Here is a 16,104-nt window from a genome sequence, read left to right on the forward strand (position 1 = left end):
CTGACTCCCCGTGGACCGGCAGACGACAAGCTCATTATCGCACCCCGAGGCCTCCCGCCGCACTCCTCGACGGAATTGCCTTGCTCCGCAACGGTGTTGAGGCGCGCCCCACTCAGCCGCTAGAGCAAGTGATCGAACTCCCCGCCCTTGGCCCCGGCCAGGAACGCGGCCAGCTCGGCCGGCGTGTAGACCAGCGCGGGACCCTCCGGATCGCGGGAGTTGCGCATCGCGACGCCGCCCCCCTCCAGGGCCGCCACCTCGACACAGTTGCCCTCGGCGTTGCTGTGACTGCTCTTGATCCAGCGGACGCCCAGCTCGCTCGCCCGCACTCCGTTCGCCACTGACGACACTGCACTCTCCTCGGACTTGCGCGCAATTTCCCGTGAAATTGCACGAGACCATCGTCAGCGTGGATAATAACCATGTCGTCAACCGCAGTTCAGCCGTTCCGTCCAGCGTCGCGTGCAGCCGTACCGTCCTGACGTCGCCTCAGATGCCCCCAGGGAGATGCCGTGTCATCACCTGCGCAGTTCCGGAACCATGAGCCAGTAGGCGACTCGTCGCCCAGAACCGCCGTGCTGCACCTCACGGGCAGCCGGAGGGGCTTCGCGGAGGCCCGAGACTTCACCCACCGCACCCTGGACGCCTGGTCCCTGGAGCACCGCGCGGACGACGCGCTCACCGTCGTCACCGAACTCGCCGCCAACGCCGTCCTGCACGCCCTGGCAGACCTGCCCGAGCCCGCGGGTCAGCGGCAGGACGCGGCCGCCGGCGCACGGCTGCGACTCAGCCTGCGCCCCCACCACCTGGTCTGCGCCGTCACCGACCCGAGCGACGTCCCACCGGTGTACGCGCACACCGACGACCCGTTGCTGGAACACGGCCGCGGACTGCACATCGTCGAAGCCCTGTCGGAGCACTGGGGTTGGACCCGGCGCTGCCCCGTGGGCAAGACCGTCTGGGCCATGCTGCCGACCCGTCCCTCACCACTGACATGACTGCCATAAACAGACCCGTACCGCTCGAGGACCTGGGGCACGTGCCGTGGCCCGAGATCAAGGACTCCACCGGTTCCGCCGCGGCCATCCCCACCCTGCTCACCACCGTCGCCCGCGGCGACGCCGACACCGCGGGCCCCGCGCTCGGCCAACTCCGCCAGCGCATCTGCCAGTACGGCTTCGTCGTAGGCCAGGCGACGGCGGCCACGGTGCCCTTCCTGTGGGAACTCGTCCGGCTCCCCCAGGTCACGTGCCGCGTCGAGATACTGCATCTGCTGAAGTGCATCGCCGTCACCCGGCAGTGGGAGATCACGGCCACCGCCTACCCCAAACTGCTGCGCCGCCGCGACAACTACGTGCAATGGGAACGCGACGCAAGGCACGCCGTCCACGCCCAGAGCGCGGTCCTGCACCAACTGCTCGACGAACCGGACGGGGAGATCGTCCGCGCGAGCGAGGACCTCGCGGCCACCCTCGGCGGCCGCTGAAGCGGAACGCGGGAGGGGTGGGGCCCGCGGTGCGGCGCACGGGCGCGGCGGGCGCTAGGTTGGGCGCCATGAGCAACCTTGACCGCGCGCCGGTACCCAGCGTGTGCGGCGGCCGTGGATTCGTCGTCGCCGAGCCCGTCCGCGAGCTGCTGAACCCCCGGCACGTCAAGCTCGGTGAGGCGACCGAGGTACGCCGGCTGCTGCCCAACCTGGGCCGCCGCATGATCGGCGCCTGGGCCTTCGTCGACCACTACGGCCCGGACGACATCGCCGACGAGCCCGGCATGCAGGTCCCGCCGCACCCGCACATCGGTCTGCAGACGGTGAGCTGGCTGCATGAGGGCGAGGTGCTGCACCGCGACTCCACGGGCAGCCTCCGGACGATCCGCCCGCGCGAGCTGGGACTGATGACGTCGGGGCGCGGGATCAGCCACTCCGAGGAGAGCCCGAAGGCACACGCGCGGTTCCTGCACGGCGCCCAGCTGTGGGTGGCGCTTCCCGACACCCACCGGCACACCGAGCCCCACTTCGAGCACCACGCCGGCCTGCCCACGGTCACCGCCCCCGGGCTCACCGCCACGGTGATCCTCGGCGACCTCGACGGCTCCGTCTCCCCCGGCACGGCGTACACCCCGATCGTCGGCGCCGACCTGACCCTCGCCCATGGCGCCGACGTCCGCCTGCCCCTCGTACCCGACTTCGAGTACGGCGTGCTGTCGATGTCCGGCGAAGCGCATGTGGACGGCGTGCCGGTCCTGCCGGGCTCGATGCTCTACCTCGGCTGCGGCCGAACGGAGTTGCCGCTGCGCGCAGAGTCCGACGCAGGCCTGATGCTCCTGGGCGGCGAACCCTTCGCGGAGGAGCTGATCATGTGGTGGAACTTCGTCGGGCGCACGCAGGACGAGATCACCCAGGCCCGGGAGGACTGGATGAGCGGATCGCGATTCGGGGTCGTGAAGGGTTTCGACGGAAGCCCTCTACCTGCCCCGGAACTGCCTCCGGTGCCGCTGAAACCACGGGGTCGAGTGCGCTGAGCTGTTAGTTTCCTGCTCGGCGCACACATTGCGGGGCGAAGGGGAGCACACCTCGACCGGTTCACTCAGATCACGCGAGCAAACCCCCTTCGCACCCCTCGTTCCACCCCACCTCAAGGTGCAGGTTCGCCAGCCGTAGTCAGCTTTGGTCGGACTGATGCTGACCCTTTGCTGTCTTTACTGACATGCAGTCAGGTATCTGCAGGGAGCTCTGCTCGCACTCCCGCACCCCTCTCACCACCGCGTTCTCCCACTCGATCCGCGAGCCGCCGGCAGGGCTCCCTTCCCTGAGTGAGCGCGGAACCCCACCCTCTTCGGAACCATGCTGACCACACGCCTCCGGTTATGGGACCCCCACAAAGTCAACGCGTGCGCTTCCTTGCGTTCTGCCACTGCGCAGCACCTCCCATTTCCGTCCCAGCCGGCGGATGCCGACACCGTGCACAACGTCCACACCCGGCCCGGCCACCACATCCCACCCAGATCGGCAGTCAGCGCGACGTGGCCGTCTCGTTCCGGTTCAGTGGCCTGAGGGGACACGGCCCAACCAGCGTGGAGGCCTCGGCTTTCACGGCCTGTTCCGGAGGTCGGCCAACCTGTTCACCCCCACCTCTCGGGGCCGCGACTGCCTCCTCCGGGCACACTCTCGACCTGCCCAGCCACGCTCTCGGCCAGCAGCGGAGGGACGAGCTGAAAGAAGGAGGAGGCGGAGGCGTCGGAGCGGCGCCGCGGGGACTCGGCGGACCCGTGGATTGCGATCGCCTTGTCCCATCGGTCCATCCGTTGCCGTCACTGCCCTGGTTCGGAATCCATCAGAGCGTCCCCGGTCCCGCCCCGAGCCGCCGGTCAGAACCCGGAAGGCGCCCCGATGTTCGTGCTGATCTTGCCGTGCTGGGAGTGCGATCCGTAGGCGACCCTGATAAAGATGTTGGAGCTGCGGCCGTTCAGCGTGGCGGTCTTCGTCGTCCAGACACCGTCGCACTCGCTGAACGAGGCGCTCTTCCCCGAGTCGGATGCGATCGCGTTCGCCTTGGCACACACACCGTCGGTGTCGTCGTCGAGCAGCTGGAACTTCACGGTCTGCCAGTAGACGTTGTCGTGGATGTTCTTGCCCCAGGTGACCGTGCAGTTCCTGGTCCTGGCGTGGACCGTGCCGCCGCTGTCCGACACGTACAGCGATGCACAGTTGACGGTCCTGGTGCGGTCGCCGTTGTCCGCGGAGGCCGTTGTCGGCGCGACGGCCGCACCGGCCAGCGACACGGTCAACGCCAGACCGGAGACGGCCGCGAGCCTCGGCCGTGACGGGCGGGGCGAGGATACGGACGAGGAAGCGGACATGAGAGTCCCCTTTCTGGAATCACTGATTACTGGGATCACCACGAAGGCCATGCCCGCACGGTCTCTCAGGGGCGCGCGGCGCATACGCGCATCGTGCCGCCGGGACCTTGCGGAAACCTTGTGGCACGCGTGCCGCTCCCGGCACGGCGCCCGATGGCATCCATGGCCGCGGTACCGGAATTGCTCCACCACCGCGGCGGTGCGGTCGGTTTCGGCACGGCGCGGCGCTTAAGCAGCATCGTCACCGACATCCTCGGCCTGCTGCTCGGGGTGGTGCTGGTCACGGCCGCGAGCGTGCAGGATTCTTTTCTGAGCGCTTTCGGTCGGGGCCGGGCGCGCTGGTACCGTCGCTCGTATGGACCAGAACGGACGTCAGGTTCCGTCCTTGGCGCCTGAGAAGTACGCGCGCGTCGAGGCGGCCGCCCACCTCGCCGGCAAGTCCCCCGAGGACTTCGTCCGCGACGCGGCGCTCAAGGCCGCCGACGACCCGTTCCTCAAGGCCCTCGGCAGGACCCGCGACCGCGTTCCGCAGCTCGCCGACGTCTTTGCCACACAGGACCCCCAGGCCGCCGACACCAGCACTGCCTAACCTGACCCCGCTCCCACGGGCAGCCGCGACCTGCGCGAGATCCAGCAGCACAGTCACGCCGCGTGACACGGTTCCTCAGGCGACAAGAGCTCTGCAGATCGCGCAGACCCTCCCGGGCGACCCGGCCTGTCTCGACTTGGGTGTCCGGCTTACCCACCGCCAGGCCACGGTCTGGTACGTCGGCGGATACCGCAGCACCACCGGTGGCAGGCGTCCGCGCGGCCGACGAACAGAGCCTGGCCACATTCATCCGCAGCACCACGGAGCACGAACTCTGGCTCGCCGAGCATTTCTGACCCGGAGGTCCGCCAGAAAGGGCACCATCGCGTTCGACTTCGCTAACGAAACTGACAACCCAGTGTGGACAGGGTGTCCTGTGTGACAGCCTGCGGCGGTGCCCCCTCCCCGAACGCAACCAGCCGTTGACGTCATCGAGGCCACCAAGCTCCGTCTCGTCGAAGAGGCGCCGCCGCAGCTGTCCGCTACACACCAAGTTGCACGAGACCGTGTCTGGGACGATCTGGCCCAGGCCAACCCCTTCCTCTTCGACGGACCTGTCGTCGCCTGCACCAGCCTCGACCAGTCGAACCCGCACGAACTCATCCTCGGCTGGGCCCGCGTGACCTACCGCAACTTCGCCCTGCGCTGGGTGCCCGGAGCCCGCTCCCTCCCGTCCCTGTTCGTCCACCTCCGAATCACCCGGCGGGTCACCATGCTCGTCGCGCACAGGCGAGCCGGGGCTCGCACTGCCGGACTCGACCGCGGCAAATCGTCTCGCATCGTCCCGCCGAGGACCTCTACCGCCGCATCGGTGCTGCGCGCCGGTCCACTCCCATGAAGGCATCCCGTCCTCCAGGGCCTCCACGTCGGCCTCAGCCCCGGCCATCGTGCTGCCGCGCCGGCCTTGGCGAGGCCGGATGTAACCGACGACCGCCCATGCGGCCAGTCTCGGCTGCACGGGCGGTCGTTTGTCGCTGGTGCTGGGCTGCCTCAGAGGTGCTGCTCCGTGGACCTGATGCGGTCGTACTCGTCCTGGCGCTCGTCGGTGATGTAGGCCGGGATCGGGAAGTCCCACCAGCCGGGGACCCAGGGGCCCGCGGCATCGCGGTCCGTGGGGACCTCAATCAAGGCGGGGGCCCCGGACTGGACCGCCTTGCGCAGCGTCGGCTCCAGGGACGCGGCGTCGTCGACCTTCCACGACTCGATCCCGAAGGACGGGCCCATGGCCGCGAAGTCGGGGCTGTACGGCGAGCCGTCCGGGTGGGAGAACTCGGTGCCGATGTGCCGGGAGGTCTGCTTGCGCTGGCCGCCGCGGATCGACATGTAGCCCGCGTTGTTCTGGACGACGAAGATCACCGGTGCGCCGGCGGTGACGCTCAGGGCGATTTCCTGTGAGGTCATGAGGAAGTCGCCGTCGCCGAGAACGCACACCACCGGGCTCTCCGGCCGGGCGAGCTTGGCGCCTACGGCCGCCGGGATCGCCCAGCCCATGGAGGAGAAGCCGCCGGAGGTGAGGTGGGTACGCGGCGAGTAGACCGGGAAGGTCTGCTTGACCGCTCCCTGGGTGTTGCCCGAGCCGGCGACGATGATCGCGTCGCGCGGGAGCACGTTGCGCAGGGCGCCGAGCGGGCGCTGGGAGGTGAAGGGGAAGCGGTCGCTGTCGCGGCGGCCGGCAAGCTTCTCCTCCCAGTCCCGCTTGAGGCGGGCGAGTTCTGCGAGGTACTCGGAGCGGTCGACGCCCTTGGAGGGCAGGGAGTCGACGATCGCGGCCACGGCGCGCTGCGCGTCCGCGACGATGCCCACCTCGGCGGGGTAGTTCTTGCCGATCTCGTGCGGGTCGATGTCTATGTGGATGAGCTTCGCGGGCGGGATGGAGAAGCTGATGCCCTTGGCGTAGCTGGAGGCGGACCAGTCGGTGAAGCGGCAGCCGACGGAGATGACGACGTCGGCGGAGCTCGCGATGGCGTTGCCCGTCATGGTGCCGGTCTGGCCGACGCTGCCGGCGAACAGCTCGTGGTCCTCGGGGAAGGCGCTCTTGCCGTTCCACGTGGTGACGACCGGGATCTGCCAGCGCTCGGCAAGCGCGAGAACCTGGTCGGAGGCCTCGGAGGTGATCGCGCCGCCGCCGACCACGATGACCGGGCGGGTGGCCGCGCGCAGCACGTCCACGGCACGGTCGACAGCCTCCGGGTCGGGGTGCTGGCGGCCGACCGGGATGCGGCGCTCCAGGTCGTGGAGTTCGACGTTCGCGGCCTCGGCCTGTACGTCCATGGGGACTTCGAGGTGCACCGGGCCCGGGCGGCCGGTCAGCATGGAGTTGAAACAGCGGTGCAGGACGAAGGGGAGTTCCTCGACCCGGGTGACGACCCAGTGCCGTTTGCTGACGGCCTCGGCCACCTTGGGGAAGTCGTTGGCCGTGTAGCGGTCGAGTTCCTGCAGCAGTCCGTGGCCGCGCATGTGGGTCGGCGGGCCGCCCGTGACGACGAGAACACTGGTGGAGTCCGTGAACGCAGTGCCCATGCCGATGACGGTGTTGCTCGCGCCGGCGCCGATGGAGGTCACCGCGGCCTGCGGGCGGCCGGTGACGCGGTAGTAGCCGTCGGCGAGGTGGACGGCGCTCTGCTCGTGGAAGGTCTGGATGAAGGGGATCCTGGACTCGTCGTCGAGGAAGGCGTCGGTTAGTGACCAGATGCCGTGGCCGGGGATGCCGGCTACGACGTCGACCCCGTAGTTGCGCAGGGTTCGCGCGACGATCTGGCCTCCGGTGAGGACGGGCATGGTGTGTTCCCTATCAGGTCGGGTCGGACGGTGGGGTCAGGGGTTCTGACGGGCGGCCCAGGCGAAGCCCTGGGTGCACAGGCGGGTGACGTCCGGGTTCTGGAGGTCGTCGAGGTCGTGTCCGACCGCGCTGTAAAAGACGCGGCCCTCGCCCCAGGTGCGGGTCCAGGCCTGGGGGATGGTCTTTCCCTCCAGCCAGGGCAGGTGTTCACCGGTGAAGGCGGTCTCGGCCAGGACGTGGTTGTTGGGGTCGACGGACATGTAGTACTGCTCGGATGCGACCCGGAAGTCCTTCACCCCGGCGGTGATCGGGTGCCCGGTGTCCGTGACGGTGACCTCGTAGGGGTACTTCACGCCTTCGCCGGCGGGGTGTTCGAGGAAGCTGCCGCCGAGCAGCCAGTGGTACTTGAGGCTGGTGCGGAACGCGGCGGCCGCGCCGTGCCAGGCGGCGATTCCGGTGCCGTTCTCCACCGCCCCCAGCAGGTTCGACTCCTGGGCGGCGGTCAGGCCCTCGGACAGCAGGGCGTTGTTCCAGTTGAGCGCGATGAGGTCGTAGCCGGTGAGGTCTGCGTCGAGGGAGAAGATGTCGTTGGTCTCGTCGACGTCGTATCCGAGGTTCTTGAAGATCGGGAGGGCCCATTCCTCGGCCACCTGGTAGGGCTTGTGCCCCGGCCAGCCTCCGTACAGATACAGGACGCGGGTCATGCGGGGTTCCCTTCGGTCGTGCTCTCAAGGGCGGCGGCGCGGCTGCGCAGACGCTCGGCCACCTCTATGGCGTCGCCTTCCGGCGCGGTGGACTTGCGCTCCGGCTTCATCACCAGCAGGTACACCAGACCCACGGCCGAGACGACGAGGAACCCGATGAGTGCGATCCACCGGTCCACGAACGGGGTCCCGGCGTCACCGGTGGGCCAGGCGAGAAGGACCATGCCGAGCACGCCGTAGACCAGGGCCGCCACGGTCACAGCGAAGCCCCAACGGCCCAGCGTCCAGGCTCCGGCGGGACGCCAGCCCTTCATGCGCATCCGCAGCGCGGCCAGCACGACCATCATGAACGCCGCATATCCGGCCAGCATCTGGAACGCCGCGATCTTGGTGAGGGAGTCGGGCGAGTAGTAGACGAACACGAAGAGCAGCAGCGGCAGGACGTTCACGGCCAGCAGCGCGTTCATGGGGACGCGGTGCTTGCGGGTGATCTGCGAAAAGAGGCGGGCACCCGGGAACATGTCGTCGCGGGCGAAGGAGAAGACGATCCGGCTCGCGGCGGCCTGCTGGCTCATCACACCCGCGATGAAGGACGTCATGATCACCGTGAGCACCACCTTCGTGCCGACGGTGCCGACCGAGCTCTGCAGGATTGAGGGGATCGGGTTGGTGTCCTTGCCGGACAGGATCGAGGCGAGGTCCGGAGCCGCGAGTGCGTAACCGACGAAGGCGAACAGCGCGGCCACTCCGCCGACGGCGACGGTCAGCTGCATGGCCCGGGGGATGCTGCGGGAGGGGTTGGGAACCTCTTCCGCGATCTCGCCGCACGCCTCGAAGCCGTAGAAGAGGAAGAGCCCGACGAGTGAGGCGGCGATGAAGGCCATGACGTAGCTGTCATGGTTGGAGCTGCTGGTCTCGAAGAAGATCGCGACGGAGTTGTGCCGTTCGAAGATCAGCAGGTAGAAGCCCACGAGAACGATGCCGATCAGTTCCGCAGCGAGTCCGATCTTCGAGATCAACGCCAGGGTCCTCGTGCCGAAGCAGTTGCAGATCAGGCAGACGACGGTCACCGCGATCGCGATCCACAGGCGCTGGACGGGAGTGGAGCTGATGGCGGGCGCGTCGGCGGTTCCGGCGAAGAGGCTCGCCGCGAAGTCCGAGCTGAACAGTGCGGTACTGGTGATGCCGATGGTGATGCAACAGATGTACGTCCACGCGTTGAACCAGGCATAGCGGCCGTTCCAGAGCCTTCTGACCCATTGGTAGAGCCCGCCCGCGAGCGGGAACTGCGAGACGACCTCCCCGAAGACCAGCGCGACCAGGAACTGCCCGGCCCCGACGATGCCGATCCAGAAGATGGACGGTCCGCCGGCGGTCGCCAGACCGACCGCGAAGAGGGCCACGACGCCCACGAGGGGCGAGAGGTACACGAAGCCCAGGGCGAAGTTCCCCCACAGGCTGACCTTGCGGTCGAACTTCTGCTCATAGCCGAGTACGGCGAGCATTTCGGCGTCCGCGGCCGACGAGAGGGGTCTCGCGGCCCCGCCCGAGGGGCCGACGCGGGTGGATGTGGGCGCCGCGTGCGCCTCGTTGTCCGTAGCTGACATGACGATCTCCGTGGGTCGAGGGGGAGGTGCTCCTTGTCGAACGGGTGCCGCGCTGCGCCCGCGGGCCGGCGTAAGCCGCGATCCGTCATCGCGGATCAGCTCTGCTCGAAGGCGTGGTCGGTCCAGTCCAGCGGTGCCGAGCCGTAGCGCGCGGCGCGGACGTCTCCCGAGCGCGCGTGTCCCTCGAAGTTCTCGATGCGTGAGGCCCTGCCGCAGATCTCGCCGAGCCGGGCGCTGGACCCGGCGTCCCTGATCTCCTGGTATGTCACGGTCTTGAGGTACTTGCCGACCCAGAGACCGCCTGTGTAGCGGGCCGCTCCCAGGGTGGGCAGCACGTGGTTGGTGCCGATGACCTTGTCGCCGTACGCGACGCACGTCTTGTCCCCGAGGAACAGGGCGCCGTAGTTGCGCATCCGGTGCAGGGCCTCGCGGGGCTCGGCGGTGAGGATCTGGACGTGCTCGCTGGCGTACTCGTCGGCGAGCGCGTAGGCGGCGTCCAGGGTGGGAACCACGACCACCTCGCCGTGGTCGCGCCAGGCGGGGCCGGCGACGTCTCCCGTGGGCAGGTCCGGCAGCAGCTTGTCCACCCAGGCGATGGTCCGCGCGCCCACCTTCTCGGACGTCGTGATGAGGACGGTCGGGGAGTCGGGTCCGTGCTCGGCCTGGGACAGCAGGTCCGTCGCCACCACGAACGGGTCCGCGGTGTCGTCCGCGACGATCAGCACTTCCGTCGGTCCGGCGAACAGGTCGATGCCGACCTCGCCGAACAGTTGCCGCTTGGCTTCCGCCACGTAGGCGTTGCCGGGGCCGGCGAGCATGTCGACCGCGTCGATCGTCTCGGTGCCCAGCGCCAGGGCGGCCACGGCCTGGACGCCGCCCATGACGTAGATCTCGTCGGCGCCCGCCAGATGCATCGCGGCGATGCTCACGGGCGGCGGAGCCCCGCGGTCCGGCGGGGTCGTCGCGGCGACCCGCTGGACGCCTGCGACCTTGGCCGTCAGGACGGTCATGTGCGCCGACGCGGTGAGCGGATAGCGGCCGCCGGGAACGTACGCGCCGGCCGCGCCGATCGGGATGTTGCGCTGGCCCAGGAACACTCCGGGCAGCGTCTCCACCTCGAAGTCGGTGAGGGAGTCCCGCTGCGCCCGGGCGAAGCCGCGGACCTGCTCCTGGACAAACCGCAGGTCGTCGAGGACCGTCTCGGGGACGGAGGCCACCACGGAGGCGACCTGGTCGGGGCTGAGCCGGAAGGACGGCGGGCCCCACTGGTCGAACTTCTGCGACCAGCGGCGCACCGCGGCGTCGCCGTCGGCCCGTACGTCGGCGATCACGTCGGCGACGGTCTCGACGATTTCCGGACGGCTGGTCCGCGCCGGTTTCGCGGCGGCGGGACCCTTGATGAAGTGGCGCTCTGACGACACTCTGCACTCCTCGCAAGTGGTCGTGCCTGTGGGGTTGACCTGAAGTCTGGGGAAACAGGCGGGTGCGGCGACAGGCGCAGTGTGTGCAATATTGGCCGTGGAACCAGCACACACCGAGGTAGTGGTTCATGGCTGAATCCCTGACTGTTCGCGCCACACTCGAACTGGAGGTGTTCAAGCGCACCGAAGTGCGCGTGTACGCCGGAGAGAGGAACCTGGACCGCCCGGTGCGCTGGGTGCACACCGGGGAGATCCCGGACATCCACCGCTTTCTCAGCGGCCAGGAGATGCTCCTGACGGCCGGGCTGGGCATGGGCAGCACCGCTCTGCAGCAGCGCGCCTTCGTCCGCCGCGTCGCGGACGCGCGCGCGGCCGTGCTCGTCGTCGAGCTGGCCGGGCGCATGTTCGACTCGATGCCGCAGGCCGCCGTCGAGGAGGCCGAGGCGGCCGGTCTGCCCCTGGTGGGCCTGGCCGACGAGATCCCCTTCGTCGAGACGTCGGCCCAGGTCCACGAGGTGTTGGTCGGCATCCGCGTCAAGCAGTTGATCGCCGAGGAGGCCACCAGCCAGGCGTTCATGGATCTGCTGCTGGCCGACGAGGACTATGTCGGCGTGGTCAGGGAGTTGGCCCGCCGCACCGGGCACGCCGTGGTGCTGGAGGACGTGACGCATCAGATGCTCGCCTACGGGGGCGCGACCCCGGAGGCCGACCGGGTCGTGAACGAGTGGAGCGCGCACTCGCGGGCCATCCACGAACGCCACCACCCTCTCGTCGCGCAGGGCAACGAGGCCCCCGCGGCCTCCGCAGCGTCCTTCAGCCAGGTCGAGCCGTGCGCACGTCAGCCCGTGATCCTTCGGGGCGAGTCCTGGGGCTGGCTCCATCTGCTGCACGGCGAGGTACGGCCGCACCCGGCCGTGCTGCGAACGCTGGAGCGGGCGGCCGCGGCCGTGGCGATCTCGCTGCTCAGCGAGCGGGAGAGCGGCGCCCGCGCCTCCCAGCGCCAGACGGCGCTGCTGAACCGGCTGCTGCTGGGCGACATCACGGGCGAGCGGTTCGTGAGCCTCGGCCTGGCGCTCGGGCAGGACCTGCGCGGGCGGGAGCTGATCGTCCTCACCGCGTGGGCGGGCGACGACGAGCCCGTCAAGGACCACGTCCTCGCTCGTCTGCTGCAGCAGGCCGGTTGGCCGGCCGTCGTGGGCGACACCGGGGAGTTCGACGTGGCGGTCGTGGGCCTGCCCGCACGCGCGGACGTGACCGCTGTGCGCAAGCTGCTGACCGATCACGGCGTGCGGGGCGGCGTCAGCCGGACCGTGGATCCGGCCGCCCTGCCGCTGGCGCTGCGGCAGAGCCGCAGCGCGGCCTGCGTCGCGGCGGCGGCAGAGCAGCCGGAGGTGCGTCACTTCGACGATCTGGGAGCCCTGCGTCTGCTCGTGGCGCTCTCGGACGGTCCCGAACTCAGGCGCTACGTCGAGGACGAGCTGGGCCCCCTGCTCAAGCACGACGCGCTCGTGAAGAACCCGCTGCTGCCCACCCTGCGGACCTTTCTCGACTGCGGCGGCAACAAGGCCCGGGCGGCCGAGGAACTCTTCATCCAGCGGCGCACCCTGTACCACCGCCTCGACCGGCTCTCCGAGATCCTCGGCCTGGACCTAACCCAGGTCAGCAACCAGCAGCGGCTGCAACTCGCCGTGCGGGGCCACGACTTGCTGCGCAAGCCGACGCTTCGGCGGACCTGAGCGCCGAGGCGCCCCAGGGGTCCTGACAGACGTCAGCCCTTCGTCGCCCTGGCGAGGGACGGGGCGATGCGCAGGGCGTTCGCCCCGATCGTCAGGGCCGGGTTGAGCGCCGCGGACGACGGGAAGAACGACGAGTCGGCCACCCAGAGGTTGTCGACGTCATGGCTGCGGCACAGGGGGTCGAGCACGCTCCGCGCCGGGTCGTGACCCGCCACGGCCGTTCCGCACATGTGGGAGTTGGTCTCGATGCCCATGCGCTGGGTGAAGACCAGCGGATAGCCGGACTTGCGGACGGCCCGCGTCACCCGGCGCACGAGTTCGTGGTGGGGCGCGAGGTTGGTCGGGGTCCAGTCGATGAGGATGCGCTCGCCGTCCACGCGTACCCGGTTGTCCCGGGACGGCAGGTCCTCGGTCGTCAGGTAGATGTCCAGGCTTCTGGCCGCCATGAACTTCAGGGCCCAGGTCGGCGCCCACGGGCGCGCGGGCTTGAGCATGGGGGCCTGGAGCTTGCCCAGCATCTGGAGGTTGCCGAGCGGCCAGCGGGTGCCCGGTCCGGCTTCGTAGAAGTCGTTCAGACCGAGCGTCTTCTGCCACTTCGTGGGGTTGGTCCGCAGGGGGTTGACCCCGACGAAGAACGTGCTGTTGTGGACCATGTAGTTGCGGCCGAGCAGCCCCGAGGAGTTGGCGAGCCCCTCAGGGTGCGAGTCGTCGGCCGAACGGAGCAGCAGCGCGGCCGAGTTGACGGCGCCGCCGGCTAGGGCGAAGCTCTTGGCGTTGATCCGGAGGGTCCGGCCCGCGTGCCGTGCCTCGGCGGCGACGACCTTGCGGCCGTCGGACGAGGTGATCAGGCGGGTGACCTCCGCGCCCGTGAGGATCCTGACGCCGTCGCGCAGCGCGGGGAGCAGGAGCCGGTTCTCGGCGTCGGACTTCATGCCCGTCTCGTCCGGACAGCCGTCGGCCGTCGTCACGGCGGCGCGGTCCGCCTGCGTGCTGATGTTCAGTGCGTTCGGCGTGTGGAACGGGTGCAGGCCCTGCCGGCGCAGCGACCGGGAGAACCGCTCGATCTCCGGTTCGTGCTGGAGCGCCGGGTACGGGTAGGGCTTGGAGCGGGGCGGCTCGGTGGGGTCCTCGCCGGTCTGCCCGTGCACCTGGAGCAACTGCTCCATGACGGTGTAGAAGGGCTCCAGCTCGTCGTAGCCGAAAGGCCAGGCTCGCGAGACGCCCTCGTGGTGTTCCACCTCGGTGAAGTCACTGCGCCGGAAACGGGGCAGCATTGCGCCGTAGAAACGGGTGTTTCCGCCCACCCAGTAATACACACCGGGCGCGAACGGCTTTCCGGTGCTGCCGTCGTACCAATAGCCCGCGTTCTTGTACCGGCCTTTGATGTACATCTCGGCCGGCTGCGAGTTCTCGGGTTCACGTGGCAGGAAACGGCCCCGTTCCACGACGAGCACGTCGAGACCGGAGTCCTTCAGCGCCCAGGCCAGCGAGGACCCGCCCATACCGGAGCCGATGATCAGGACGTCCGTGCTGATCTCTTCGGCGGTCCCGACTGAGACGAGGGCATCGGGCCGAAGCTCCGGGGGTGTGTAATCCAGACGGACCGGGTCGGACATGAGTCGGGGTCCCCTCTTTGCCGCGATAGTTCGAAGAGAGCCTAAGCAGCGGCACGGATGCAGCACATGCACGAAATGGGTAATGACTGCCGCCCACGTTGCTCACCTCGTGCATGTGCCGGGCATGCCCGACGTCCATAGCCTCTCCAGGAGCCGCAACGCGGCGATCAAGGTGACCGGAGTTCCACGGAGGCGAAATTGGACAGGGAATCGTACGACTACGTCGTCGTCGGAGCCGGCTCGGCCGGTTGCGCGGTCGCGGCCCGGCTGTCGGAGGATCCGGATGCCACAGTCGCGCTGATCGAGGCGGGGCCGCCGGCCCGGGGCCGTCTCTTCGAGATACCCGCGCTGTTCTCACAGCAGCTCAAGACCGCGTACGACTGGGACTTCGAGACGGAGCCCGAGCCGCGGCTCGGAGGGCGCCGCGCCTACCTGCCCCGCGGCCGGGTGATCGGCGGCACCAGCTCGATGAACACGATGCTGTACGTGCGCGGTCACCGCTACGACTACGACACCTGGGAGCGGCTCGGCAATCCGGGCTGGGGATACGACGACGTTCTGCCGTTCTTCAGGAAGTCCGAGGACAACGAGCGCGGAGCCGACGACTTCCACGGCGTCGGCGGCCCCCTCACCGTCAGCGACCCCCGCTCCGTCCACCCGCTGCTGACGGCATGGGTGGAGGCGGCTCAGGACGCGGGCCACAAGTACAACTCCGACTTCAACGGGGCCGAGCAGGAGGGCGTGGGCTACCACCAGGTCACGCAGCGGAACGGCCTGCGGTGCAGCAGCGCGATCGCGTTCCTGGAGCCGGCCGCAGGCCGTCCGAACCTCACCGTGCTTTCCTCGACGACCGCCCTGCGCCTGAGCTTCGACGGCTCGCGGGCTGCCGGTCTGGAGGTCGACCACCTCGGAACCGTCCGGACGATCCAGGTCGACCATGAGATCGTGCTGTCCCTGGGTGCCTACAACTCACCCCACCTGCTCCTCCAGTCCGGCGTCGGACCGGCCGACGAACTCTCCGCGGGAGGGATCGCGCCGCTGCACGACCTGCCGGACGTCGGCAGGAACATGCAGGACCACACCGGGTGCTTCATCAGCTTCTTCAGCGACACCGAGCCGCTCCTGGGACCGGACACCTCCGCCGAGGAGCAGCTCCTGCGCGGGCAGGGCACCGGTCCGATGACCTGGAACGAGACCGGCGGCTTCTTCAGCTCCGGCGACGACGTCCCCGCCCCGGACATCCAGGTGCACGCCGCGCTGGGCATCGTCCGTGACGAGGGTCTCGCCGCGCCGCTGGAGCCGGGCATGTCGTTCGGGCCGTACGTCGCACGGCCCGCGAGCCGCGGCTCGGTGCGGCTGCGGCACTCCCACCCGTACGCCAAGCCGCGCATCTTCCACAACTACCTCGCCGACCCTGACGACCGCCGGCGCCTGCGGGAGGGCGTCCGCCTGTGCATGCGCATCGCCCGTGAGCAGCGGCTGACGTCCCTGCTGCGGTCGGACCTGCGCGCGGCCGCCGACGCCGGACTGGCCCCGCTGTCGGACAGCGACCAGGACATCGACGACTTCATCCGCACGCAGTCGTTCTCCTTCTACCACCCGTCGGGCACCTGCATGATGGGCAAGGTCGTCGACCATGAACTCCGTGTGCGCGGGCTGGAGAACGTCCGCGTGGCGGACACGTCGATCATGCCGACCCTCGTCACCGGCAACACGAACGCTCCCGCCATCATGATCGGCGAGAGGGCCGCCTCGTTCATCCGGTCGTGAACGGCACGGCTCGCGACGACGTCG

At 69.3% G+C, this 16,104-nt stretch carries 15 protein-coding genes; 8 read left to right on the plus strand and 7 right to left on the minus strand.

Going from position 1 to position 16,104, the window contains the following annotated elements; all coding sequences use genetic code 11:
* Nucleotides 1-119 precede the first annotated feature (119 nt).
* Nucleotides 120-350: a DUF397 domain-containing protein gene (locus ACIOC0_RS30730; RefSeq protein ID WP_402158999.1), complete on the minus strand. Its 231-nt coding sequence runs from the start codon at nucleotides 348-350 to the stop codon at nucleotides 120-122.
* 225 nt (nucleotides 351-575) lie between these two features.
* Between ACIOC0_RS30730 and ACIOC0_RS30735 the strand changes: the two genes are divergently transcribed.
* The 3 genes from ACIOC0_RS30735 (at nucleotide 576) to ACIOC0_RS30745 (ending at nucleotide 2,520) form a co-directional block, all read left to right on the plus strand.
* Nucleotides 576-998, plus strand: a complete 423-nt coding sequence (locus tag ACIOC0_RS30735; protein WP_402159000.1) for an ATP-binding protein — start codon at nucleotides 576-578, stop codon at nucleotides 996-998.
* A complete protein-coding gene (locus tag ACIOC0_RS30740; RefSeq protein ID WP_402159001.1) occupies nucleotides 995-1,486 on the plus strand; it encodes a hypothetical protein in 492 nt (163 codons plus the stop codon). The genes ACIOC0_RS30735 and ACIOC0_RS30740 overlap by 4 nt, the downstream gene beginning before the upstream one ends.
* 68 nt (nucleotides 1,487-1,554) lie before the next feature.
* Nucleotides 1,555-2,520 (plus strand): pirin family protein, encoded by a 966-nt coding sequence (locus ACIOC0_RS30745; RefSeq protein WP_402159002.1) that lies wholly within the window; start codon nucleotides 1,555-1,557, stop codon nucleotides 2,518-2,520.
* Between the two features lie 846 nt (nucleotides 2,521-3,366).
* Here ACIOC0_RS30745 and ACIOC0_RS30750 read toward each other — a convergent pair.
* Nucleotides 3,367-3,786: a hypothetical protein gene (locus ACIOC0_RS30750; protein ID WP_402159003.1), complete on the minus strand. Its 420-nt coding sequence runs from the start codon at nucleotides 3,784-3,786 to the stop codon at nucleotides 3,367-3,369.
* A 234-nt stretch (nucleotides 3,787-4,020) separates the two neighbouring features.
* Between ACIOC0_RS30750 and ACIOC0_RS30755 the strand changes: the two genes are divergently transcribed.
* The 3 genes from ACIOC0_RS30755 to ACIOC0_RS30765 all read left to right on the plus strand — a co-directional run bounded on the left by ACIOC0_RS30755 (nucleotide 4,021) and on the right by ACIOC0_RS30765 (nucleotide 5,285).
* Entirely contained in the window at nucleotides 4,021-4,254 is a 234-nt protein-coding gene (locus tag ACIOC0_RS30755; protein ID WP_402159004.1) for a hypothetical protein, read from the plus strand.
* Nucleotides 4,244-4,447, plus strand: coding sequence for a hypothetical protein (locus ACIOC0_RS30760; RefSeq protein WP_402159005.1), 204 nt, complete (start codon nucleotides 4,244-4,246; stop codon nucleotides 4,445-4,447). The genes ACIOC0_RS30755 and ACIOC0_RS30760 overlap by 11 nt, the downstream gene beginning before the upstream one ends.
* A 394-nt stretch (nucleotides 4,448-4,841) precedes the next feature.
* A complete protein-coding gene (locus ACIOC0_RS30765; RefSeq protein WP_402159006.1) occupies nucleotides 4,842-5,285 on the plus strand; it encodes a hypothetical protein in 444 nt (147 codons plus the stop codon).
* Nucleotides 5,286-5,437: 152 nt separating this feature from the next.
* On the opposite strand, the gene ACIOC0_RS30770 is transcribed toward ACIOC0_RS30765, so the two are convergent.
* The 4 genes from ACIOC0_RS30770 to hisD all read right to left on the minus strand — a co-directional run bounded on the left by ACIOC0_RS30770 (nucleotide 5,438) and on the right by hisD (nucleotide 10,937).
* Complete coding sequence (locus ACIOC0_RS30770) at nucleotides 5,438-7,225, minus strand: thiamine pyrophosphate-binding protein (protein WP_402159007.1); 1,788 nt, start codon at nucleotides 7,223-7,225, stop codon at nucleotides 5,438-5,440.
* A gap of 36 nt (nucleotides 7,226-7,261) precedes the next feature.
* A complete protein-coding gene (locus ACIOC0_RS30775) occupies nucleotides 7,262-7,930 on the minus strand; it encodes a ThuA domain-containing protein (RefSeq protein WP_402159008.1) in 669 nt (222 codons plus the stop codon).
* On the minus strand, nucleotides 7,927-9,537 hold the full coding sequence (locus tag ACIOC0_RS30780; RefSeq protein ID WP_402159009.1) for an APC family permease: 1,611 nt from the start codon (nucleotides 9,535-9,537) through the stop codon (nucleotides 7,927-7,929). The genes ACIOC0_RS30775 and ACIOC0_RS30780 overlap by 4 nt, the downstream gene beginning before the upstream one ends.
* Before the next feature lie 95 nt (nucleotides 9,538-9,632).
* The gene (gene hisD, locus ACIOC0_RS30785; protein ID WP_402159078.1) at nucleotides 9,633-10,937 is read right to left on the minus strand and encodes a histidinol dehydrogenase; all 1,305 of its coding nucleotides are present in this window, start codon (nucleotides 10,935-10,937) and stop codon (nucleotides 9,633-9,635) included.
* A gap of 149 nt (nucleotides 10,938-11,086) precedes the next feature.
* On the opposite strand from hisD, the gene ACIOC0_RS30790 reads away from it, so the two are divergent.
* Complete coding sequence (locus tag ACIOC0_RS30790) at nucleotides 11,087-12,694, plus strand: PucR family transcriptional regulator (RefSeq protein WP_402159010.1); 1,608 nt, start codon at nucleotides 11,087-11,089, stop codon at nucleotides 12,692-12,694.
* A 32-nt stretch (nucleotides 12,695-12,726) separates the two neighbouring features.
* On the opposite strand, the gene ACIOC0_RS30795 is transcribed toward ACIOC0_RS30790, so the two are convergent.
* The gene (locus tag ACIOC0_RS30795) at nucleotides 12,727-14,310 is read right to left on the minus strand and encodes a GMC oxidoreductase (protein WP_402159011.1); all 1,584 of its coding nucleotides are present in this window, start codon (nucleotides 14,308-14,310) and stop codon (nucleotides 12,727-12,729) included.
* Nucleotides 14,311-14,508: 198 nt separating this feature from the next.
* Between ACIOC0_RS30795 and ACIOC0_RS30800 the strand changes: the two genes are divergently transcribed.
* Entirely contained in the window at nucleotides 14,509-16,080 is a 1,572-nt protein-coding gene (locus tag ACIOC0_RS30800; RefSeq protein WP_402159012.1) for a GMC family oxidoreductase, read from the plus strand.
* Nucleotides 16,081-16,104: the final 24 nt, after the last annotated feature.

This window comes from Streptomyces sp. NPDC088254 (assembly GCF_044740925.1).
In the GTDB taxonomy this organism is placed as follows: domain Bacteria; phylum Actinomycetota; class Actinomycetes; order Streptomycetales; family Streptomycetaceae; genus Streptomyces.